This window comes from Bacillus sp. RK1064, assembly GCF_051488405.1.
Lineage (GTDB): Bacteria > Bacillota > Bacilli > Bacillales > Bacillaceae > Bacillus.
The window spans coordinates 14,111-36,375 of the sequence record NZ_JBPSCZ010000001.1; the positions used below are offsets into that span (position 1 = coordinate 14,111).

22 protein-coding genes are annotated in these 22,265 nt (G+C 42.3%); 20 read left to right on the forward strand and 2 right to left on the reverse strand.

Going from position 1 to position 22,265, the window contains the following annotated elements:
• The first annotated feature begins 181 nt into the window (after window positions 1-181).
• A complete protein-coding gene (holA, locus tag ACSSTM_RS00100) occupies window positions 182-1,201 on the forward strand; it encodes a DNA polymerase III subunit delta (protein WP_034661369.1) in 1,020 nt (339 codons plus the stop codon).
• A 135-nt stretch (window positions 1,202-1,336) separates the two neighbouring features.
• Here holA and rpsT read toward each other — a convergent pair whose 3' ends face one another.
• Entirely contained in the window at window positions 1,337-1,603 is a 267-nt protein-coding gene (gene rpsT, locus ACSSTM_RS00105; RefSeq protein WP_008342485.1) for a 30S ribosomal protein S20, read from the reverse strand.
• Between the two features lie 198 nt (window positions 1,604-1,801).
• On the opposite strand from rpsT, the gene gpr reads away from it, so the two are divergent.
• The 12 genes from gpr to mtaB all read left to right on the forward strand — a co-directional run bounded on the left by gpr (window position 1,802) and on the right by mtaB (window position 15,772).
• A complete protein-coding gene (gpr, locus tag ACSSTM_RS00110) occupies window positions 1,802-2,917 on the forward strand; it encodes a GPR endopeptidase (protein WP_034661368.1) in 1,116 nt (371 codons plus the stop codon).
• A 66-nt stretch (window positions 2,918-2,983) separates the two neighbouring features.
• Window positions 2,984-4,192 carry a stage II sporulation protein P gene (locus tag ACSSTM_RS00115; protein ID WP_437403945.1) on the forward strand — a complete coding sequence of 403 codons (1,209 nt, stop codon included), beginning with the start codon at window positions 2,984-2,986 and terminating at the stop codon, window positions 4,190-4,192.
• A gap of 14 nt (window positions 4,193-4,206) precedes the next feature.
• On the forward strand, window positions 4,207-4,539 hold the full coding sequence (locus ACSSTM_RS00120) for a YqxA family protein (protein WP_034661365.1): 333 nt from the start codon (window positions 4,207-4,209) through the stop codon (window positions 4,537-4,539).
• Between the two features lie 131 nt (window positions 4,540-4,670).
• Window positions 4,671-6,509 (forward strand): translation elongation factor 4, encoded by a 1,839-nt coding sequence (gene lepA, locus ACSSTM_RS00125; protein ID WP_024423038.1) that lies wholly within the window; start codon window positions 4,671-4,673, stop codon window positions 6,507-6,509.
• Window positions 6,510-6,623: 114 nt separating this feature from the next.
• Window positions 6,624-7,763: a radical SAM family heme chaperone HemW gene (gene hemW / locus ACSSTM_RS00130; RefSeq protein WP_034661364.1), complete on the forward strand. Its 1,140-nt coding sequence runs from the start codon at window positions 6,624-6,626 to the stop codon at window positions 7,761-7,763.
• 81 nt (window positions 7,764-7,844) lie between these two features.
• Window positions 7,845-8,876, forward strand: coding sequence for a heat-inducible transcriptional repressor HrcA (gene hrcA / locus ACSSTM_RS00135; protein ID WP_034661363.1), 1,032 nt, complete (start codon window positions 7,845-7,847; stop codon window positions 8,874-8,876).
• 63 nt (window positions 8,877-8,939) lie between these two features.
• Window positions 8,940-9,497: a nucleotide exchange factor GrpE gene (gene grpE / locus ACSSTM_RS00140; protein ID WP_034661362.1), complete on the forward strand. Its 558-nt coding sequence runs from the start codon at window positions 8,940-8,942 to the stop codon at window positions 9,495-9,497.
• Between the two features lie 24 nt (window positions 9,498-9,521).
• Window positions 9,522-11,363, forward strand: a complete 1,842-nt coding sequence (dnaK, locus tag ACSSTM_RS00145; protein ID WP_437403946.1) for a molecular chaperone DnaK — start codon at window positions 9,522-9,524, stop codon at window positions 11,361-11,363.
• Between the two features lie 165 nt (window positions 11,364-11,528).
• The gene (gene dnaJ, locus ACSSTM_RS00150; protein ID WP_003217525.1) at window positions 11,529-12,662 is read left to right on the forward strand and encodes a molecular chaperone DnaJ; all 1,134 of its coding nucleotides are present in this window, start codon (window positions 11,529-11,531) and stop codon (window positions 12,660-12,662) included.
• Window positions 12,663-12,684: 22 nt separating this feature from the next.
• Window positions 12,685-13,620, forward strand: coding sequence for a 50S ribosomal protein L11 methyltransferase (prmA, locus tag ACSSTM_RS00155; RefSeq protein ID WP_003217481.1), 936 nt, complete (start codon window positions 12,685-12,687; stop codon window positions 13,618-13,620).
• A 23-nt stretch (window positions 13,621-13,643) separates the two neighbouring features.
• Window positions 13,644-14,414 (forward strand): 16S rRNA (uracil(1498)-N(3))-methyltransferase, encoded by a 771-nt coding sequence (locus ACSSTM_RS00160; protein ID WP_342689111.1) that lies wholly within the window; start codon window positions 13,644-13,646, stop codon window positions 14,412-14,414.
• Complete coding sequence (gene mtaB, locus ACSSTM_RS00165) at window positions 14,414-15,772, forward strand: tRNA (N(6)-L-threonylcarbamoyladenosine(37)-C(2))-methylthiotransferase MtaB (RefSeq protein ID WP_268495776.1); 1,359 nt, start codon at window positions 14,414-14,416, stop codon at window positions 15,770-15,772. Before ACSSTM_RS00160 ends, mtaB begins: the two co-directional genes overlap by 1 nt.
• Window positions 15,773-15,812: 40 nt before the next feature.
• Here the strand turns inward: mtaB and ACSSTM_RS00170 are convergent, their stop codons facing one another.
• Complete coding sequence (locus tag ACSSTM_RS00170) at window positions 15,813-16,742, reverse strand: Na/Pi symporter (RefSeq protein ID WP_437403947.1); 930 nt, start codon at window positions 16,740-16,742, stop codon at window positions 15,813-15,815.
• 182 nt (window positions 16,743-16,924) lie between these two features.
• Here ACSSTM_RS00170 and rpsU point away from each other — a divergent pair, with 182 nt between their 5' ends.
• The 7 genes from rpsU to yqfD all read left to right on the forward strand — a co-directional run bounded on the left by rpsU (window position 16,925) and on the right by yqfD (window position 22,262).
• Complete coding sequence (gene rpsU, locus ACSSTM_RS00175; RefSeq protein WP_003152957.1) at window positions 16,925-17,098, forward strand: 30S ribosomal protein S21; 174 nt, start codon at window positions 16,925-16,927, stop codon at window positions 17,096-17,098.
• Between the two features lie 14 nt (window positions 17,099-17,112).
• Window positions 17,113-17,562: a GatB/YqeY domain-containing protein gene (locus tag ACSSTM_RS00180; RefSeq protein WP_060596656.1), complete on the forward strand. Its 450-nt coding sequence runs from the start codon at window positions 17,113-17,115 to the stop codon at window positions 17,560-17,562.
• A 141-nt stretch (window positions 17,563-17,703) separates the two neighbouring features.
• Window positions 17,704-19,017, forward strand: a complete 1,314-nt coding sequence (locus ACSSTM_RS00185; protein WP_106036875.1) for an NfeD family protein — start codon at window positions 17,704-17,706, stop codon at window positions 19,015-19,017.
• A gap of 26 nt (window positions 19,018-19,043) precedes the next feature.
• Window positions 19,044-20,036: a flotillin-like protein FloA gene (gene floA, locus ACSSTM_RS00190; protein ID WP_034661354.1), complete on the forward strand. Its 993-nt coding sequence runs from the start codon at window positions 19,044-19,046 to the stop codon at window positions 20,034-20,036.
• A gap of 31 nt (window positions 20,037-20,067) precedes the next feature.
• Window positions 20,068-20,565 carry a hypothetical protein gene (locus tag ACSSTM_RS00195; RefSeq protein WP_106036874.1) on the forward strand — a complete coding sequence of 166 codons (498 nt, stop codon included), beginning with the start codon at window positions 20,068-20,070 and terminating at the stop codon, window positions 20,563-20,565.
• 206 nt (window positions 20,566-20,771) lie between these two features.
• The gene (gene yqfC, locus ACSSTM_RS00200) at window positions 20,772-21,053 is read left to right on the forward strand and encodes a sporulation protein YqfC (RefSeq protein WP_012010618.1); all 282 of its coding nucleotides are present in this window, start codon (window positions 20,772-20,774) and stop codon (window positions 21,051-21,053) included.
• An 18-nt stretch (window positions 21,054-21,071) separates the two neighbouring features.
• On the forward strand, window positions 21,072-22,262 hold the full coding sequence (gene yqfD, locus ACSSTM_RS00205) for a sporulation protein YqfD (RefSeq protein ID WP_106030980.1): 1,191 nt from the start codon (window positions 21,072-21,074) through the stop codon (window positions 22,260-22,262).
• Window positions 22,263-22,265 lie beyond the last annotated feature (3 nt).

Genomic DNA, 22,265 nt, shown 5'->3' on the forward strand with positions numbered 1-22,265 from the left:
GTAAAGTAACCGTTTTCCATTTTCATGATCATTTTATGAATATCGTCTGACAGCGAGCTGACCCGGGAGCTTGCACCAGACGTTTACTATAAATGAGGAGGCGGCACTTTCAGCTTCCTCTTTACTAATGTCTTCACACACTTTAGGATAGAGGAGGAAGTGAAAGAGAGGGATTCAATTTATGGTCTTTGAAGTTTGGAACAATTTAAAAAGAGGGGATATCCATCCCGTTTATTGCTTATATGGAAAAGAAACGTATTTACTGCAAGAAACAGCAGCTAAATTAAGACAAGCTGTAGTAGACGAGGAGACGAAGGATTTTAATTACTCCGTCTTTGATATGGAAGAGGTGCCGCTTGAACAGGCTGTGACGGATGCAGAAACCTTTCCGTTTATGGGAGAAAGGCGTCTCGTGGTGATCAAGAATCCTTATTTTCTTACAGCGGAAAAGAAAAAGGAGAAGATTGAGCATGAGCTTTCTGTGTTAGAAGCTTATTTAGAAAAGCCGGCGCCTTATACCATTCTCGTGTTATTAGCACCATATGAAAAGCTGGATGAACGGAAGAAAATCACCAAATTGCTAAAAAAGAAAGCGGCTATGGTTGAGGCAAAAGAGTTAAACCCAAAAGAAACAACGGATTTCACCATTACACTGGTGAAAACAGAAGGAAAGGCGATGACATCTGAAGCGGCTGAGCAGCTTGTGATGCTATGCGGTGGGAGTCTATCCACATTGTTTCAAGAGGTCAGGAAGCTGAGTACATATATTGGAGAACGAGAAGAAATTGAATTAGCGGATGTCAATCAGCTCGTTGCAAGAAGCTTAGAGCAGAATATTTTCGAATTAATTAACCAAATTGTCAACAGACGCCGCTCTGAGGCCATGCAGATGTTTTATGATTTGCTGAAACAAAATGAGGAACCCATTAAAATATTAGCACTCATATCAACTCAATTTCGATTGATTTTGCAGACGAAGTATTTCGCTCAGCAAGGATATGGGCAAAAACAAATTGCTTCAAATCTAAAAGTCCACCCATTCCGCGTCAAACTTGCTATGGATCAGGCAAGACTGTTTTCAGAAGAAGAGCTCAAGCAGATTGTCAAAGAGCTATCAACGATCGATTATGAAATGAAAACCGGTAAAAAAGACAAGCAGCTATTGTTAGAATTGTTCCTGCTTCGACTATTGGGCGCTTGAACATAAAAAAAACGACCTTCTAAAAAGAGGGTCGTTTTTGTTTAGATGTATAATTGCCAGTCTGTCCTAATGGCTGAGCCGGTCAGGACGGACGTACAGTTAAACAGTTGCCTCATCACTGAGGCGTTGCAAGCATTATGCAGAAAGTCCGTTTACTTGTTTAGCAAGTCTTGACTTGTAACGCGCAGCTGCGTTTTTGTGTACAAGACCAGTTTTAACGGCTTTGTCAATGCGTTTTGCAGCAGAAGAAAGAGCAGCTTTTGCTTGCTCAGCATCGTTGTTAGCTACAGAAACTTCAACTTGTTTAATCGCAGTACGCATCGCAGACTTGATTGTTGCGTTATGTGCACGGCGTTCGTTATTCGTTTTTGTACGTTTGATCGCTGATTTAATATTTGGCATGTGTTTCACCTCCTAAGATACAACCTAAACACAATTGTCTTAAGGTTAAATCTTCACAATAGAACAAGTTGTATTCTATCAAACACACCTTTAGAATGCAATATAAATGTAAAGTATTTTTCATTGATGAAGCGCTCGAATGTTTCTTTAAAGAGATGGAAAGACTACTGTTAATTACTTGGTGGAAGGAGTCTTTTTATGGAGAAACAGAAACTTGATTTAAGTGCTTATCAAATCCGGACAGACTTGGCTGTTGAAACAAAAGAGATACTAGAACAAGAGAACGATCCGAATGTCGTCAAAAAGGACGGAATTCAAGGGATTGTCGAAAAGGAAAAAGAGGAGCATGGCATCCGTATACGCACAGTGGAGATCACGAAAGAAGGGGAGGAGCTGACCAGCAAAAAGGCAGGAACATACTTGACGCTTGAGGCGCAGGGCATTCGGGAGAAAGATTCTGAGATGCAGGAAAAAGTCGTCGAAGTATTTGCGCGTCATTTTGCTCAGTTTTTAAAAGACCGAGGCATTCAGGCTGATGCGAGCTGTCTTGTAGTAGGACTAGGAAACTGGAATGTCACGCCAGATGCGCTAGGCCCGCTCACGGTTGAAAGCCTGCTTGTGACCCGGCATCTCTTTGAATTGCAGCCGGAAAATGTACAGGAAGGGTATCGCCCAGTGTCCTCTTTATCACCGGGAGTGATGGGACTGACCGGTATTGAAACAAGCGACATTATACAAGGTGTAATCGAGCGGTCCAAACCTGATTTTGTCATTGCAATCGATGCTCTTGCTGCTCGTGCAGTGGAACGGGTGAATACCACGATTCAAATCTCTGATACAGGCATCCATCCCGGTTCAGGTGTAGGGAATAAGCGGAAAGAATTAAGCAAAGAAACGTTGGGGATTCCAGTGATTGCGATTGGCGTTCCAACAGTGGTAGATGCAGTAACCATTGCAAGTGACACAATTGATTATGTCTTAAAGCATTTTGGTAGAGAACTGAAAGATGACCGGCCGTCCCGCTCTCTTGTGCCGGCTGGTTTGACTTTTGGGAAGAAAAAAGTGCTAAACGAAGAAGACTTACCAGATGAGGAAACGCGTCAATCATTTTTAGGTATCGTAGGGACTCTTCCGGAAGAAGAGAAACGGCAGCTGATCCATGAAGTACTTGCGCCGCTAGGGCAAAATTTAATGGTCACGCCTAAGGAAGTGGATACATTCATTGATGATATGGCAAACGTACTCGCCAATGGATTAAATACAGCACTCCATCAAAAAATCTCTCAAGATAACATGGGTTCTTATAATCATTAATCGGTTCTACTTTCTCTAGCTCGCTCATAGTGTAATTACTAGAAAGCGTGCTGGAGGGAGTAAATCATGAAAAAAAGACCCCGCCGTCCTCGACAGTTGGTCGTTGCGATTAATGGAACAAAAGTAGTGAAAAGCATTTTCTTATTTATAGCCTCGCTTGTTGTGGTGTTTGTGATGTCAGGGGCGTTGACATCTTTAAAGCCAGAGCTGAGGCCGCAAGCCTCGCTATATGGTGTAGCAGATGAGCTTTCCGGAGCGTTCTTCGCTACATTAATGGGTATGGAAAATCAATATTTCGCCTCAGCAGTCCCGAAAGATCAAAAAGGGTTTCATTTCTCTGGACTGTCACTCAAGCTTGCGACTAGTATCAATTTAGAAGACCCGCGTAGTTTTCTAGGGAGAGAACTCCCAGGTTTTGAACATTTTGATACAAAAATCATCTTAGCGGGTGAAGGAACAGACTATACCAACATGCCAATGGAATCGCCGCCGCCAAGTGAAGTCATCCAAGATGAAAAAGAAGCAAATTTGGCAGAGCTGGACAAGCTCGACAAAGATGTGCCGAAAAAGCCTGCGAAAGAGCCGGACCGGTCGACAGGAAAACGAAAAGCCGTGTACATTTACCACACGCATAATACGGAATCATATTTACCATTTTTAAAAGGAGAAACGAATCCAAACAATGCACGGCACTCAAAAGTGAATGTCACCCTTGTCGGCGACATGTTCGGAAAGGCGCTTGATCAGCAAGGAATCGGGAATACGGTCGACAAAACGGAAGTTGAAAAAAGGCTCCTGCAAAAAGGATTAAAGTATCCTCAATCTTATAATGAATCAAGATTGGTCGTAAAAGAAGCCTTAGCGAAAAATGATGACCTCGAATACTTAATTGATATCCACCGTGACTCAAGAAGAAAGAAAGACACCACTGTCGAGATCAAAGGAAAAAAATATGCGAGAATTGCGTTTGTTGTAGGGAAGAAGAATCAAAGCTATGAGAAAAATCTCAAGCTTGCGACGGAGTTCCACCATTTGATGGAGAAAAAATATAAAGGTCTCAGTGTCGGTGTGTTTGCCAAAGGAGAAATTGGCGATAATGGAATTTATAATCAAGATTTATCCGACAAAGCCCTACTTTTAGAATTTGGCGGAGTGGATAATAATATGGAAGAGTTGAAAAATGCATCCAATGCAGCAGCTGATGTCTTCAGCGACATTTTCTGGGACGCGGAAAAGGTGAACGGCAAAGCAAAGGATGAGAAAAAACACTCTTAAGGTGGTGACGGTGCATGGGATCATTTATTGGAAAAACCATTATTTTAGGACTAGTCTTGCTATTTGGCGTCTTTTTAGGAATGCAGCAGGCGAATAATGGCATGCTGCAAATGAAGGGTTACCATGACCCGCAATTAAAAGGCGCGTTCTCCATCCAAATGAACGACGATGAAGAACGAGAAGCCTCTATCTTAGGAACGGCTGTTACAGAAAAGGATCTTGCCGAAAAACAAAAGCAGCTTGAGGAAATAGAGAGCTTTAATGCCTTCTCCAAGGCAGGAAAAGCGCTGTCTGATGGCATGACACATGCAGCCCGTTCTCTTTATGATTGGATGAATGGGAAATAAATAAATCAATACCATATGACTAAAGCCGCTGACCGATGAGCGGCTTTTCTTGATTTCGATTGAATCTTTACAGCCCTATTGATATAATCTAAGCTAGCGCAACCCGCGTTTTATAGTAGGAGTGATAGATTGTGACAGATAAAGAAAAACGATTAGAACGGCAATCAAGAATTCGAAATTTCTCCATTATCGCCCATATTGACCATGGGAAATCCACATTGGCGGACCGTATTTTGGAAAAAACAGCGGCGATTACTCAGCGAGAAATGAAAGAACAATTACTTGATTCCATGGACTTAGAGCGTGAACGCGGCATAACGATTAAATTAAACTCTGTCCAGCTGAAATATAAGGCGAAGGATGGAGAAGAATATATTATGCACCTGATTGATACACCAGGGCATGTCGACTTCACCTATGAGGTATCTCGAAGCCTTGCTGCCTGTGAAGGTGCGATTCTTGTAGTAGATGCAGCACAAGGAATTGAAGCACAGACACTTGCGAACGTTTATTTAGCTCTTGATAACAACTTAGAGATTCTTCCGATTATCAATAAAATCGATCTGCCAAGTGCAGAGCCTGAGCGTGTAAGAGAAGAAATTGAAGATGTCATCGGGTTGGATGCGTCTGAAGCTGTTCTCACCTCTGCTAAGGCGGGTATTGGGATCGAAGATATTTTAGAACAAATCGTCGAAAAGGTGCCGGCACCTGCTGGAGACCCAGAAGCACCGCTTCAAGCGCTTATTTTTGATTCTCTCTACGATGCGTATCGCGGCGTTATTGCGTACATACGAATTGTTGAAGGAACCGTCAGACCAGGTCAGAAAATCAAAATGATGGCGACGGGCAAAGAATTTGAAGTGCTTGAAGTCGGCGTATTCACACCAAAAGCCATGCCGACAGATGAACTCACTGTTGGAGATGTTGGCTACTTAACAGCAGCGATTAAAAATGTCGGTGATACACGTGTGGGGGATACGATCACAAGTGCGGAGAACCCAGCGAAAGAAGCGCTGCCAGGATACAGAAAGCTGAACCCAATGGTGTACTGCGGACTTTATCCGATTGACACAGCGAAATATAATGACTTACGTGAAGCCCTAGAAAAGCTTGAATTAAATGATTCTTCCCTTCAATATGAGGCAGAGACATCCCAAGCACTTGGCTTCGGTTTCCGCTGCGGCTTTCTTGGAATGCTTCATATGGAAATCATCCAAGAACGGATTGAACGTGAATTCAAAATCGATCTTATTACGACAGCACCAAGTGTTATTTACGATGTGTATATGACAGACGGAGAAAAAATCGTCGTAGATAACCCGTCCAATCTGCCTGATCCGCAAAAGATTGAGCGAATTGAAGAACCATACGTGAAAGCAACAATGATGGTGCCGAATGACTATGTAGGCTCTGTCATGGAGCTTTGCCAAGGAAAGCGCGGCAATTTCATTGATATGCAATACCTTGATGCAAACCGAGTGAGCATTGTGTACGAAATTCCTTTGGCGGAGATCGTGTACGAATTCTTTGATCAGCTAAAGTCCAACACAAAAGGCTATGCGTCCTTTGACTATGAGCTGATTGGCTATCGCCCATCTACTCTAGTGAAAATGGATATCATGCTGAATGGCGAAAAAATCGATGCCCTTTCCTTTATTGTTCACCGTGATTACGCATATGAACGAGGCAAGATCATCGTAGAAAAGCTGAAAGAACTCATTCCACGCCAGCATTTTGAAGTACCAGTTCAAGCAGCGATTGGACAAAAAATCGTGGCTCGTTCTACCATTAAAGCGATGCGTAAAAACGTACTTGCTAAATGTTATGGTGGAGACATTTCCCGGAAAAGGAAGCTTCTTGAGAAGCAAAAAGAAGGGAAAAAGCGCATGAAGCAAGTGGGCTCTGTTGAAGTCCCGCAAGAAGCCTTTATGGCTGTGCTGAAGATGGACGACAGCACACCAAAAAAATAACACCCTCAAGGCAACCTGCTTTACAATGTCAGCCTTGGCGTTTATAGTCGAAAACAAACAAAGGTGCCGCAGCGATAAACTGCGGCTCTTTACCTGTAAAGAAGGTGTCATCAAATGAAAGCAGTATACATTCATATTCCATTTTGTGAGCACATTTGCCACTATTGTGATTTCAATAAATTTTTCATTAAAACGCAGCCAGTCGATGAATACTTAGCGGCTCTTGAAAAAGAGATGCAGCACACGATCGAGCAAAAGGGCGAGCAAGAACTAAAGACGATCTTTATTGGCGGGGGAACGCCGACATCACTGACCGTCAGCCAGCTAGACCAGCTCATGAACAGCATTCACCGAGTGTTAAAACCGGCAAAACATCTGGTTGAATTTGCAGTGGAAGCGAACCCAGATGAATTATCACTCGAGAAGCTGCATGTGTTAAAAGCAGCCGGTGTCAATCGGCTAAGCTTTGGCGTCCAAACCTTTGAAGATGATTTACTCAAAAAAATCGGACGAGTTCATCAAAAGAAAGATGTCCTCACGTCTTTTCAGCGAGCAAGAGCCGTTGGATTTGACAACATTAGCCTTGACCTCATGTTTGGATTGCCGCATCAAGAAAAGCATCATGTGATGAATTCACTTGAGACAGCTTTCTCATTAGGGGCAGAGCATTATTCTGTCTACTCACTGATAGTGGAGCCGAAAACAGTTTTTTACAACTTAATGCAAAAAGGCAAACTGCATTTACCGCCGCAAGAACGTGAGGCTGAAATGTATGAGCTTGTGATGGATGAAATGGAGCGACATGGATTAAAGCAATACGAAATTAGCAATTACGCAAAACCTGGCTTTGAAAGCCAGCATAACCTGACCTATTGGAGCAATGAAGACTACTTCGGTTTCGGTGCAGGAGCACACGGGTATGTAGATGGCATCCGAAATGTGAACGCAGGGCCTGTGAAGCATTACTTGGAACTGATTGAGCAAACTGGGTTCCCGTATAAGGAAACTCATCAGGTCACAAAAGCAGAGCAGATAGAAGAAGAAATGTTCTTAGGCCTTCGAAAGATCGAAGGGGTGAAAAGTGCCGACTTCCAAGCCAAATATGGTGCTGCACCAGAAGCTCTTTTTTCCACTGTTCTTGAAGAATTAGAAGAAAAAGGTCTCATTGTAAAAGATGACATCGGCATTCGTTTAACAAGAAAAGGGAAATTGTTAGGAAATGAAGTATTTCAAGCGTTTCTCGGTGAGTTATAATTGACATTTTAATTTGAGTTTGGTAATTTTGTTTATACAATTAGCACTCGTTGAAAGAGAGTGCTAACAGGGGTGATGATGATGTTAACAAATCGTCAGCTTTTGATTCTGCAAGTCATCATTAATGACTTTATTCGTTCGGCGCAGCCAGTTGGGTCAAGGACTCTTTCTAAAAAAGAGGACATCACATTCAGCTCTGCGACGATTAGAAACGAAATGGCTGATTTGGAGGAACTTGGTTTTATTGAAAAGACCCATTCTTCATCTGGAAGAATTCCTTCAGAAAAAGGATATCGTTATTATGTAGATCATTTGCTCTCTCCGCGAAAACTGTCGTCTAAAGAGCTTGTGCTCATCCAGTCGGCTTTTCAGGAGAAAATTTTTGAGCTGGAAAAAACAGTTCAAAAATCGGCGGAAATTTTATCAGATCTCACAAACTATACATCGATTGTGCTTGGTCCAAAGCTGAGTGAAAATCGATTAAAGCAAATTCAACTTGTCCCCGTTCAGCCAAACAAAGCAGTAGCGATCATGATTACAGATAGCGGGCATGTTGAAAACAAAACCATTACCTTCTCTGAGCATCTCGATGTCTCCGATATTGAGAAGCTGATGAATATTTTGAATAGCCGATTAGCTGGCGTTCCAATGGACCAGCTGAAGGACAGGATGTATAAAGAAGTGGTCATGCTTCTGCGCACACATTTAAAAGATTATGATCACATTTTAGATGCGCTGGGCAGCACATTTACATCGACACAAAATGAATCAAAACTTTTCTTTGGCGGGAAGATTAATATGTTGAATCAGCCAGAGTTTCATGACATCGACCGCATTCGCTCACTCATGATGCTGATTGAGCAAAAGAATGATGTCATGCAGCTGTTTCATCCAAATCAGCAAGGAATCACCATTAAAATCGGTTCAGAAAACAATTTGGAAGCAATGGAGAACTGCAGTTTGATCACAGCCACTTATTCGATTGATCAAAAATCACTTGGCTCCATTGCCATCATCGGTCCAACCCGCATGGATTACGGGCGAGTCGTTAGTCTTTTGCATCATGTATCAAAAGACTTGTCAAACGCACTTTCCAATTTGTATGATGAGTAGGGTGATAAAAGATAGGGGCATTGCCCCTTCGTATTCTTGAATCTTTTGAGGGAGGTGAACACAATGTCAGAAGAAAAACAGACACCTGAGCAAGAAGCAGAGGTTGAAGCACAAGAAGAAGCAGTTCAAGCAGATACTGAGGAAGTAACACATGATGAACAGTCTGCCTTCCAAGAGAAAATCGATGAATTGCAGCAGCTTCTAGATGAAAAAGAAAACAAAATTCTGCGTGTTCAAGCAGATTTTGAAAACTATAAACGCCGTGCTCGAACTGAAGTGGAGACCGTGCAAAAATATCGTTCTCAACATGTTGTCAGCGATCTTCTCCCAGCTCTTGACAACTTTGAAAGAGCGCTTGGAATTGATCCAGACAATGAGCAGACGAAAAGTTTGTTAGAAGGAATGCAAATGGTTTACCGCCAGTTGGTAGAAGCGTTGAAAAATGAAGGCGTTGAACCGATTGAAGCTGTCGGCAAAGAGTTCGATCCAAACCTTCATCAAGCCGTCATGCAAGTTGAAGATGAAAACGTCGATTCAAATATCGTAGTAGAAGAATTGCAAAAGGGCTATAAACTCAAAGACCGAGTTATTCGTCCATCAATGGTAAAAGTAAATCAATAACTACATAATGGGAGGTCATCGATTATGAGTAAAATCATTGGGATTGACTTAGGAACAACAAACTCATGTGTTGCAGTACTTGAAGGCGGAGAGCCAAAAGTTATTGCAAACGCTGAAGGAGCACGTACAACACCATCTGTTGTCGCTTTTAAAAACGGAGAGCGCCAAGTTGGTGAAGTAGCGAAACGTCAATCAATTACAAACCCGAACACGATCATGTCTGTTAAAAGACATATGGGTACAGATTATAAAGTAGAAGTTGAAGGCAAGAACTATACACCGCAGGAAATCTCTGCAATCATTCTTCAACACCTTAAATCTTATGCTGAAGGCTATCTTGGCGAAGAAGTAACAAAAGCTGTTATCACAGTTCCTGCTTACTTCAACGATGCAGAACGCCAAGCGACAAAAGATGCTGGTAAAATTGCTGGTCTTGAAGTAGAACGTATCATCAACGAACCAACAGCAGCTGCACTTGCGTATGGTTTAGATAAAACAGAAGAAGATCAAACGATTCTTGTATACGACCTTGGCGGCGGTACATTTGACGTATCAATCCTTGAGCTTGGAGACGGGGTCTTTGAAGTACGCTCAACTGCTGGTGACAACCGTCTTGGTGGAGACGATTTTGACCAAGTTATCATTGATCACCTAGTAGCTGAATTCAAAAAAGAAAATGGTATTGACCTTTCTAAAGATAAAATGGCGCTTCAGCGTTTAAAAGATGCTGCTGAAAAAGCGAAAAAAGATCTTTCTGGTGTATCTTCTACACAAATCTCATTGCCATTTATCACAGCTGGAGAAGCAGGTCCTCTTCACCTTGAATTAACGCTGACGCGTGCTAAATTCGAAGAGCTATCTGCAGATCTTGTAGAGCGTACAATGACACCTGTACGTCAATCATTGAAAGATGCTGGTTTATCTGCTAGCGAGATTGATAAAGTCATCCTTGTTGGTGGATCAACTCGTATTCCTGCAGTACAAGAAGCAATCAAAAAAGAAACAGGCAAAGAGCCTCATAAAGGTGTAAACCCTGATGAAGTGGTTGCTCTTGGTGCGGCGATCCAAGGGGGAGTCATCACAGGAGATGTCAAAGACGTTGTTCTTCTTGACGTAACACCACTTTCTTTAGGAATTGAAACAATGGGCGGCGTATTCACGAAGCTGATTGAACGTAATACAACAATTCCAACAAGTAAATCTCAAGTATTCTCAACGGCTGCTGACAACCAAACAGCGGTAGACATCCATGTCCTGCAAGGTGAGCGCCCAATGGCTGCAGACAACAAAACATTAGGCCGTTTCCAATTGACTGACATCCCGCCAGCACCACGCGGCGTACCGCAAATCGAAGTATCTTTTGATATCGATAAAAATGGTATTGTCAACGTACGTGCGAAAGATATGGGTACAGGCAAAGAGCAAAACATCACAATCAAATCTTCTTCAGGTCTTTCTGATGATGAGATCGAAAAAATGGTGAAAGAAGCAGAAGAAAATGCTGAAGCAGATGCGAAGAAAAAAGAAGAAATCGAAGTGCGCAATGAAGCAGATCAATTAGTGTTTTCAACTGAAAAAACATTAAAAGATCTAGAAGGCAAAATCGATGAAGAGCAAGTGAAAAAAGCAAACGACGCGAAAGATGCACTAAAAGCTGCGATCGAAAAAGGCGAGCTTGAAGACATCAAAGCGAAAAAAGATGAGCTGCAAACAATCGTTCAAGAACTAACGACAAAGCTCTATGAAGAAGCTGCAAAACAAGCACAAGCTCAGCAAGAAGGCGGCGCTGAAGGTGCTCAAAAAGCAGATGACAATGTAGTGGATGCAGAATACGAAGAAGTAAACGACGATCAAGAGAAAAAATAATCACCTTTACTTTTGAAAAAGACTGCTGAAACGTACTCGTCAGAAAGTCAAAGTCAGGATCTCTTGGCTTTGACTTTTTTTCTTTCCAATGATGAAAGCAATTGAAAAAGGTCAAATCAAAATGATACAATCGTATTTATGTGAGAAAATCGGGAGTGTGAAGAGATGAGTAAGCGTGATTACTATGAAGTGCTTGGCGTGAGTAAGAGCGCCTCAAAAGACGAGATCAAAAAAGCATACCGCAAGCTTTCAAAAAAGTATCACCCTGATATTAATAAAGAAGCTGGCTCAGATGAGAAATTCAAAGAAGTAAAAGAAGCCTATGAAACCCTTTCTGACGATCAAAAACGTTCGCAATATGACCAGTTCGGTCATACCGATCCAAACCAAGGCTTTGGCGGCGGCGGTTTTGGCGGAGGAGGAGACTTTGGCGGCTTCGGTGGCTTTGATGACATTTTCTCTAGTATTTTTGGCGGCGGAGCCAGAAGAAGAGATCCAAATGCACCGCGTCAAGGAGCAGACCTGCAATATACAATGACGCTTTCATTTGAAGAAGCAGCATTTGGGAAAGAAGCAACGATTGAAATCCCTCGCGAGGAATCATGTGAAACATGTCATGGATCAGGGGCAAAGCCTGGGACAGAAGCAAAGACTTGTTCACATTGCGGCGGCTCTGGTCAATTAAATGTTGAGCAGTCAACTCCGTTTGGTAAAGTGGTCAACCGCAGAGTATGTAACTACTGCAGCGGAACAGGAAAACAAATCGATCACAAATGTTCTACATGTGGCGGCTCTGGTAAAGTGCGTAAGCGTAAGAAAATCAATGTAACGATCCCAGCAGGTGTTGACGATGGTCAGCAGCTCAGAGTGTCTGGTCAAGGGGAACCAGGTGTAAATGGAGGACCTCCAGGCGATCTATTTGTTGTGTTCCATGTGCGTTCGCATGAATTCTTCGAACGTGATGGAGATGACATTTACTGCGAAATGCCGCTAACTTTTGCACAGGCTGCATTAGGTGACGAAATTGAAGTGCCGACATTACACGGTAAAGTGAAATTGAAAGTCCCTGCTGGCACGCAAACTGGCACGAAGTTTAGACTCAAAGGAAAAGGTGTGAAGAATGTACGCGGCTATGGCCAAGGCGATCAGCATATCGTTGTACGAGTCGTCACACCGACAAATTTAACGGACAATCAAAAAGATATCATTAGAAAATTTGCTGAAGTGAGCGGAAATAAACCGGACGAACAAGAAATGAGCTTCTTCGATAAGGTGAAACGTGCATTTAAAGGCGAGTAAGACGGATAAGGAGTTGGTAGTATTGAAGTGGTCAGAAATTAGCGTCCATACAACAAATGAAGCGGTGGAACCGATCACCAATATTTTGCATGAAGCAGGTGCTAGTGGTGTCGTGATTGAGGACCCGCTTGATTTAGTCAAGGAACGTGAAAATGTATACGGTGAGATCTACCAGCTCGATCCGAATGACTATCCTGAAGAAGGGGTCATCGTCAAAGCCTATCTTCCAATGAACAGCTTTTTAATGGAAACGGTAGATGAGATCAAAGAAGCCATCAATAATCTTCTTCTATACGATATTGATCTTGGACGAAATACGCTGTCCATTTGTGAAGTAAATGAAGAAGAATGGGCCACCGCATGGAAAAAATACTATCATCCTGTGAAAATCTCTGAAAAATTCACCATCGTTCCAACATGGGAAGAATATACTCCGGTTCATTCTGATGAACTGATTATTGAAATGGACCCAGGAATGGCCTTTGGAACAGGGACACATCCAACAACCGTTCTTTGTATTCAGGCGCTTGAGCGCTATGTGAAGGAAAACGATACGGTGATTGATGTTGGAACAGGCTCCGGGATTTTAAGTGTGGCAGCAGCGATGGTTGGTGCAAAGGACATTCAAGCCTTTGATCTCGACACCGTTGCGGTTGAAAGTGCGAAGCAAAACATCGAGCTAAATGGTGTAAGCGAACAAGTGACGGTCAAGCAAAACAACTTACTTGATGGGATTTCAGGTGAACGTGATGTGATCGTCGCCAACATTCTCGCAGAAGTGATTTTGCGCTTTACAGATCAAGCCTATGACTTATTGAAGAAAGATGGCTATTTCATTACATCAGGCATCATTGGACAAAAGAAATTACAAGTCAAAACAGCACTAGAAGAAGCAGGTTTTGACATTGTTGAAGTGCTGTCAATGGAAGATTGGGTCAGCATTATAGCGAAAAAATAAAGCGAGTAGGTGTCAGGACACGTATGCAACGATATTTTATCGACCTCACGAAAGAAGAAGTGATCGCAAAGGGATCTATCGTCATCAATGGTGAAGATGTACATCACCTTTCCAACGTCATGCGCATGAAAGCAGGGCAGGAAATCCTTTGCTTAACGACAGACGGCTTTGAAGCGCTCAGTAAAATTGATACAATAACAAAGGAAGAAGTCATTTGTCACGTTGAAGGCTGGACAAATCAGGACAGAGAGCTTCCGGTAAAAGTAACAATTGCGAGCGGTCTTCCAAAAGGAGATAAGCTTGAGCTGATTATCCAAAAAGGCACAGAGCTTGGCGCAAGTGCATTTATCCCATTTCAAGCGGCTCGTTCTATTACAAAACTTGACCAAAAGAAGTCACATAAAAAACGAGAGCGCTGGGAGAAAATCGCGAAAGAAGCAGCTGAACAGTCCTACCGGAATATCATTCCTCGTGTTGATCCAGTATCAACATTTAAAGAGCTGACTCAATTAGCTGGTGAATTCGATAAATGTGTCGTTGCATACGAAGAATCATCGAAAGAAGGAGAGCAAAGCCGCTTTCAAACTGTGCTTCAACAGATGAAAGGCGGACAAACCTTGCTAGTGGTTTTTGGCCCTGAAGGCGGTTTGGCAGAAAAGGAGATTGACGAGCTTGAAACGCTTGGTGCAGTCACTTGCGGGCTCGGACCACGCATTTTAAGAACGGAAACAGCTCCTCTTTACGCGCTTTCTGCTATATCTTATCAAACAGAGTTATTAAGAGGTGAATCATGATGGGAACAGTAGCGTTCCATACACTTGGCTGTAAGGTCAATCACTATGAAACAGAAGCGATCTGGCAGCTGTTTAAAGAAGCAGGCTATGAAAGAAAAGAGTATGAATCAAAAGCAGACGTATATGTCATTAATACATGTACGGTCACGAATACAGGCGATAAGAAAAGCCGCCAAGTTATTAGAAGAGCCATTCGTCATAACCCGGATGGTGTCATTTGTGTAACAGGCTGTTATGCGCAAACATCTCCAGCAGAAATCATGGCGATTCCTGGCGTTGATATTGTCGTGGGAACACAAGACAGACATAAATTACTCGGTTACATTGAAGAATATCGCAGAGAAAGACAGCCGATTAATGGGGTTGGCAATATCATGAAAGCACGTGTATTTGAAGAACTCGATGTTCCTGCATTTACAGACAGAACACGCGCTTCATTAAAAATCCAAGAAGGCTGTAATAATTTCTGTACATTCTGCATTATTCCTTGGGCTCGCGGACTTCTTCGTTCTCGTAATCCAGAAGAGGTCATCAACCAAGCGCAGCAGCTTGTGGATGCCGGCTATAAAGAAATTGTATTAACAGGTATTCACACAGGCGGATACGGAGAAGACTTAAAGGATTATAACTTTGCAAAGCTTCTGAAAGAATTAGATGAACGTGTCATCGGTTTAAAACGAATCCGTATTTCATCTATCGAAGCAAGCCAAATTACAGATGAAGTGATTGAAGTGCTTGATCAGTCAGATAAGATTGTCAGACACCTGCACATCCCGCTTCAATCTGGCTCTAATACAGTCCTGAAAAGAATGCGCCGTAAATATACGATGGAATTCTTTGCAGAGCGTTTAACAAAGCTGAAAAAAGCATTGCCAGGCCTTGCTGTCACCTCTGATGTGATTGTTGGATTCCCTGGGGAAACAGAGGAAGAGTTTTTGGAAACGTACAATTTTGTCAAAGACCATCAATTCTCTGAACTACACGTATTCCCTTACAGCAAACGTACAGGTACGCCAGCTGCAAGAATGGAAGATCAAGTGGATGAAAATGTGAAAAACGAACGCGTCCACCGCTTGATTGCTCTTTCTGACCAGCTTGCGAAAGAATATGCATCAGCTTATGAAGGAGATGTCCTAGAGATTATTCCGGAAGAATCCTTCAAAGAACAAGAAGGAAAGCACAATCTTTATGTGGGATATACAGATAACTATATGAAGGTTGTTTTTGAAGGAACAGAGGACATGATCGGCCGTTTGGTCAAAGTGAAAATCATGAAAGCGGGTTATCCTTATAACGAAGGACAATTCGTTCGTATCAGTGATGATGTGAAAACAGACAAAGTGAGAATGACCTCATAATCAATAAAAAACCGGCTGCCAAAAGGGCAAGCTGGTTTTTTTATTTTGACTGATTTGGTAAAAGACATAAGATCAATGTGTGAAATGGATGAATGAACGGGAAGAAAAGCAAAGAGCTTGCCACATTAAACAGCAGGCTGAAGTGCGCAATTTGCTGGGCTGGAGCGTTTGCAAGAAGGGCGACGAATTCCGTCATCATGGCGAGAAATGGGAGACATAAAAGCACGCCGAGCACATTAAACAAAACGTGTGCATAAGCCGTTTGACGTGCTGCATAGCCGCCAGATATGGCAGCCATTACGGCTGTAATACATGTCCCGATATTTGACCCTAACACAAAGCTTATGCCTTCCTGAAGCCCAACAGTTCCTTCATTCATAAACCCCATTAAAATGCCGATACAGACGGAGCTCGAATGAACAATCGCTGTGAAAATGGTACCCGAAAGCAGCGCCGTCCAGTCAGAATGCTGCATCATTTCAAGAAAGCGCAATGTCTCAGGTTGACTTGTCATCATACCTGCAATTTTAGAAAAGCCTTGAATACAAAAAAAGATCATCCCGAGCCCAAATATACTTTTTCCTGCATGCCTAAAAGATTTCCTGCCTAACATGATGCATATCAGACCAGCTAGGATTAAGACCCACATGAAAACATCCATTTTAATGGCGATAAATTCTGTTGTAAACGTGGAGCCAATATTGGTGCCAAGAATCATTGGAATGGATTTTTTAAAAGAGAGAATGCCTGTACTGACAAAGCCGATCACGATGACCATAAACGCTGAACTGCTTTGAAGAATCCCTGTAAATACGATGCTGACCAAGAATGCTTTTATTGGGTGATCTGTAAAGAGAAGAAGTGATTTCTCAATACGAGACGACGCAAGCGCCATTAATCCTTTTCTCAGCAAACCCATTGACCATAAAAAAATGAAAATAAGTGCCCAAAAATAAATGATCGCCATCATAGAAAAGTCCTCCTCTTACCAATGAATATATGGACTTGTCTACCTGCTCATGACGAAAATATATTTCCAAATCACTTAGTTGACCTCACACTAGGCTTATATTATAATGTCTAGGTACATGTTTTGCATGTATATCTTTTTTTAATGCAGTCGATTGGTGTATTCGGAGGGAGGGAAAGAGAATGTCAAAAACGGTCGTTAGAAAAAACGAATCGCTTGAAGATGCTCTTCGTCGCTTTAAACGCAGTGTATCCAAAACTGGAACATTGCAAGAAGCAAGAAAGCGTGAATTTTATGAAAAGCCTAGCGTAAAGCGCAAGAAAAAGTCTGAAGCTGCTAGAAAACGTAAATTCTAAAGAGGGTGGATTTTATGAGTCTTCTTGAGCAATTAAATACTGATATGAAGCTTTTTATGAAAAACCGTGAGAAAGACAAGCTTGTTGTCATTCGTATGGTAAAGGCTTCGCTCCAAAATGAAGCAATTAAGCTTAAGAAAGACAGTTTGACCGGCGATGAGGAACTAACCGTCCTTTCCCGCGAGATTAAGCAACGTAAAGACTCCCTCCATGAATTTTCGAAAGCTAATCGCTTAGATTTAGTAGATAAAGTTCAAAAAGAGATTGACATCTTAGACGTTTATTTACCTGAACAGTTTTCTGAAGAAGAACTGCAAACGATCGTGAAAGAAACGATCGCTGAAACAGGTGCTTCATCGAAGGCTGATATGGGTAAAGTCATGAGCGCTATTATGCCAAAAGTAAAAGGTAAAGCTGATGGTGCTGTCATTAACAGACTTGTCAGCGAGCAGCTGTCTCAATAAAAAAGTATCCTTCTATTGTTAGAAGGGTACTTTTTTTATACCTTCATCATTCTGTCATATAAAAATGAAACCTATGATACATTTGTAACGTATGTAAAGGAACGGTAAAATGGAAGATAGAGAGGAGGGATCACCAAATAGATGAAAAAAATAAAAATTTCTATTGCTCTCTTCAGTTGTTTTATAATATGCTTGTTATTAGGGGTTCAATTGACCGCGAAATCAGTAGATCAGAAAGTTCATGTTATCCCAATTGAAGATACAGTAGAAAAAGGACTTTCTAAATTTATTGAACGATCATTTGAGCAGGCAAAGTCCGAACGAGCGAAACATATCATTCTAGACATCAATACACCAGGTGGTGCAGTCGATGCGGCGCTTGAGATTGCAGATACCATTCGTGCGTCTGATATCCCTGTGACAGCATTTGTGAATCATAGAGCGCTTTCAGCCGGGGCATTCCTTGCACTAAATGCCGACGAGATTTATATGACCCCAAATGGAAAGATGGGAGCTGCTGCGATCATTGATGGGGAAGGCAATGCTGCCGATCAAAAATCTGAATCGCTATGGCTTGCTGAAATGAGTGATGCTGCCGAAAAGCAGGGGCGTGATCCGAAATATGCGCTTGCGATGGCTGATCCAGACATAGATGCGAAGGATGCTGGTGCACCAAAAGGAGAACTGCTCACCTTTAATACGGATCGAGCGCTTCAATTTGGTTACGCAGAAGGTGAAGCGAAGAATTTAGATGACTTGCTTCAGAAGCTGAAATTAGCAGACGCTTCTGTTCAATACGATGAAGTGAGCTTTGCTGAAAAGGTTGCGCGCTTTCTCACGCACCCAATCGTCATTCCAATCCTTTTATCCATCGCAAGCTTAGGGTTAATTGTTGAGCTCTATTCTCCTGGCTTTGGGGTTCCAGGCACCATGGGAGTGACAGCGCTTCTTTTATTCTTTTATGGACATCTCGTGGCTGGTTTTGCAGGATATGAGACGTTGTTCCTGTTCTTAGCAGGGATATTGCTCATTATTCTGGAATTGTTTTTGCCGGGGGGAATCGTAGGTGTCATTGGACTGATCTGTGTTGTTGCCAGCTTATTTTTAGCAGCTGGAAGCTTTACAGAAATGGCGATTTCCATCTTGATTGCCACTGCTGTTTCAATCATAGCAGTTATTTTATTGACAAAGGTGTTGGGGAAACGTATGAAATTTTTTAAAAAGTTCATTTTAACCGATTCAACCAATAAAGAAAGCGGTTATGTCTCAAATGAAACAAGAGAGGATCTTGTTGGACAGATCGCTGTTACATTAACAGCGCTTCGCCCATCTGGGACGGCTGTACTCGGAGATGAGCGCATTGACGTTGTGTCAGAAGGTGCGTTTATTGACAAGGATGAACAAGTTAAAATCGTCAAAGCGGAAGGCTCACGCATTGTCGTGAGGAAAGTATAGATAACTGATTTTATAGGAGGAATAAAATGGATCCATCTACTTTACTATTATTTGTGATTATCGCAGCAGGTCTGATCGTTCTATCGATCTTCTTCACCTTTGTACCGGTGATGCTGTGGATTTCTGCCTTAGCGGCTGGCGTAAGAGTGAGCATTTTTACACTTGTAGGAATGAGACTTCGTCGAGTCATTCCAAACCGAGTGGTCAATCCGCTCATCAAAGCACATAAAGCAGGTCTTGATGTGACGATTAACCAATTAGAAAGTCACTACCTGGCAGGTGGTAACGTTGACCGTGTTGTGAACGCATTAATCGCGGCTCAACGTGCGAATATTGAATTGAACTTTGCACGTTGTGCAGCGATCGACCTAGCAGGCCGTGACGTACTTGAAGCTGTACAAATGAGTGTAAATCCTAAAGTCATTGAAACACCATTTATCTCTGGTGTGGCAATGGACGGGATTGAAGTAAAAGCCAAAGCACGTATTACAGTTCGCGCAAACATCGAACGACTTGTCGGTGGTGCAGGGGAAGAAACAATCATTGCTCGTGTAGGTGAAGGAATTGTCTCTACAATCGGTTCATCAAATAATCATAAAAAGGTTTTAGAAAATCCAGATATGATTTCTCAAACGGTTCTTGGTAAAGGATTAGATTCAGGTACTGCGTTTGAAATTCTCTCGATTGATATCGCAGATGTGGATATCGGTAAGAACATCGGGGCGATTCTGCAAACGGACCAAGCAGAAGCAGACAAAAACATCGCACAAGCGAAAGCGGAAGAACGCCGCGCAATGGCTGTTGCCCAAGAACAAGAAATGCGTGCAAGAGTTGAAGAAATGCGCGCGAAAGTCGTAGAAGCAGAGGCTGAAGTACCACTTGCAATGGCTGAAGCATTACGCGAAGGTAATATTGGAGTCATGGACTACATGAACATTAAGAATATCGATGCTGATACGGATATGAGAGATTCATTTGGTAAAATGACAAAAGGTCCATCTGATAATGAAAACAAATAAGCATCCTCTCACGCTTTAAGGAGGGAGCCCAATGGACATTCTATTTGAAAATCCGTTACTAATTGCGATTATCATCGGTATCATCTCTGCTGTATTTGGGAAAATCGGCAAACAAGAGGAGAAGGAACAAAACAACCAGCAACATAAGCCGGCTCCTCAGAATAAGCCTATGCCTCAAAAGAAAGCAGAACAAACCAGCCCGAACCCAGTCAAAACAGACCAGTTGGACGATTTCGGCGATGTACATGATCATGGCGGGATGAAGAAACAAGGTTCACAGTCCTTACAGGATCGTTATACCGCTACACTAGCTGAAATGGAAGAAAGAAAAAGCGAGCTGAATAAAGAGTTCAAATCTCTTGAAAGGCAGCTGACCAGACCGAAAGCTTCTGCTGCGGAAATGAAGCCGTACGTCATTAACAGGCTTAACCAAAATACTGTTGTTCAAGGCATGCTTCTTGGAGAAGTATTTGGAGAGCCGCGCGCGAAAAAGCCGCACAGAACGATGAAACGGCCATATAAAAGATAAAGAAGAAAGTCCCTTTATATAAAGGGGCTTTTTTGTTTTTCCTGATGGAGATTTCTCGCAGTAAAAATGATGAAACGGCTGTTTTGCGGGATTCATTAGCATGATCTGAACCGCTGAGGAATAGGATGATATAGAGGCTTTCTCATCAGTCTCACCATCTTTCAGTTTGATCTCATACACATGGGGCGGGAAGGGGTTCTTATTGAATGGGAAAAAGAAAAAATCGACTTAAAGCATGGCTGACAAGAACACTTGAAATCCCTCCAGACGTCATGATGGATCTTCCCCGTATTACGATGGTTGGCAGACTCCACATTTACATAGAGAACCATAAAGGGCTTTTGCTTTTCAGTGATCAAGAGGTAAGGCTGATGCTCAAACAAGGACAATGCATTATTTCAGGGAAAGATTTTGTGATTAAAACGATTTTGCCAGAAGAGATCTTATTAGAAGGGAAAATCGATGAGGTCCGTTATATTGATTCTTAACTGACGGAGGGGAGAAGTGTGAAGAATAAATGGTTCGCCTATTTTATTGGCAGAGTGGAAGTGGAGATCAAGGGAAACGGCATTGAGCGGCTCATCAATGAGTGCACGAGACAGGGGATCACAATGTTTCAAGTGAGCCGCCGTCAAGACAGCGTGCGCTTATTTATTCGCTTATCAGATGTACATGCCTTCAGAAAAGTACAAAGACATCATGAAGTGACATGTTCATTTCATCAAAAGAAGGGATTTCCGTTTCTTCTCCTATGGTCAAGGAAGAATATTGGGTTTACCCTTGGGATTGTGTGTTTTCTAGCGACGATATTGGCGCTTTCAAACATGGTGTGGAAAATTGATATTAAAGGAGCCAATCCAGAAACTGAACATCAGATGAGAAAGCATTTAGACGAGATTGGAGTGCAAAAAGGCCGTTTTCAGTTTCTAATGGGAACACCTGAGAAAATTCAAAAATCACTGACCGCCAATATTCAAAGCATTACATGGGTCGGCGTTGAACTAAACGGTACAACATTTCAAATGAAAGTTGTGGAAAAAAATGAGCCGGAAGAAGAGAAATATACGAGTCCTCAGCACATCGTTGCCAAGAAGAAGGCTGTCATCACGAGAATGTATGTGGAAAAAGGGGAGCCGCTTGCCGCGGTTGACGAACATGTGAAGAAAGGGCAGATGCTCGTCTCTGGCCTCATCGGCAGCGAAGACCAGCAAAAAACGGTGGGTGCTAGAGCGAAAATTTATGGTGAAACGTGGTACCGTTCTGAAGTTTCTGTCCCTCTTCGAACATCTTTTGATGTCTTTACGGGTAAAATGAAGACAAAGCACAAGCTCTCCGCATTTGGAGGTTCAATGCCATTTTGGGGCATTTCCTTTAAAAAGGATGATTTTAAGCAGCCAAAAACAGAAACAGAAGTTCACCCACTACATTTCTTAAACTTCCAGCTCCCATTTTCCTATGAAAAAGAAATGACACGCGAAAGTGAAAAAATAAATCGGACATACACAAATAAAGAAGCGGTTCAAGCAGGGATTAAAATGGGTAAAAAAGAATTAGAAGAGAAGCTAGGTCAAACAGGAGAGGTGAAAAGTGAAAAAGTTTTGCACGAGACAACAGGGAATGGTAAAGTTAAGTTAATCATCCTTTACCAAGTAATAGAAGATATTGTTCAACCAACACCTATTGTTCAGGGAGACTAGAGA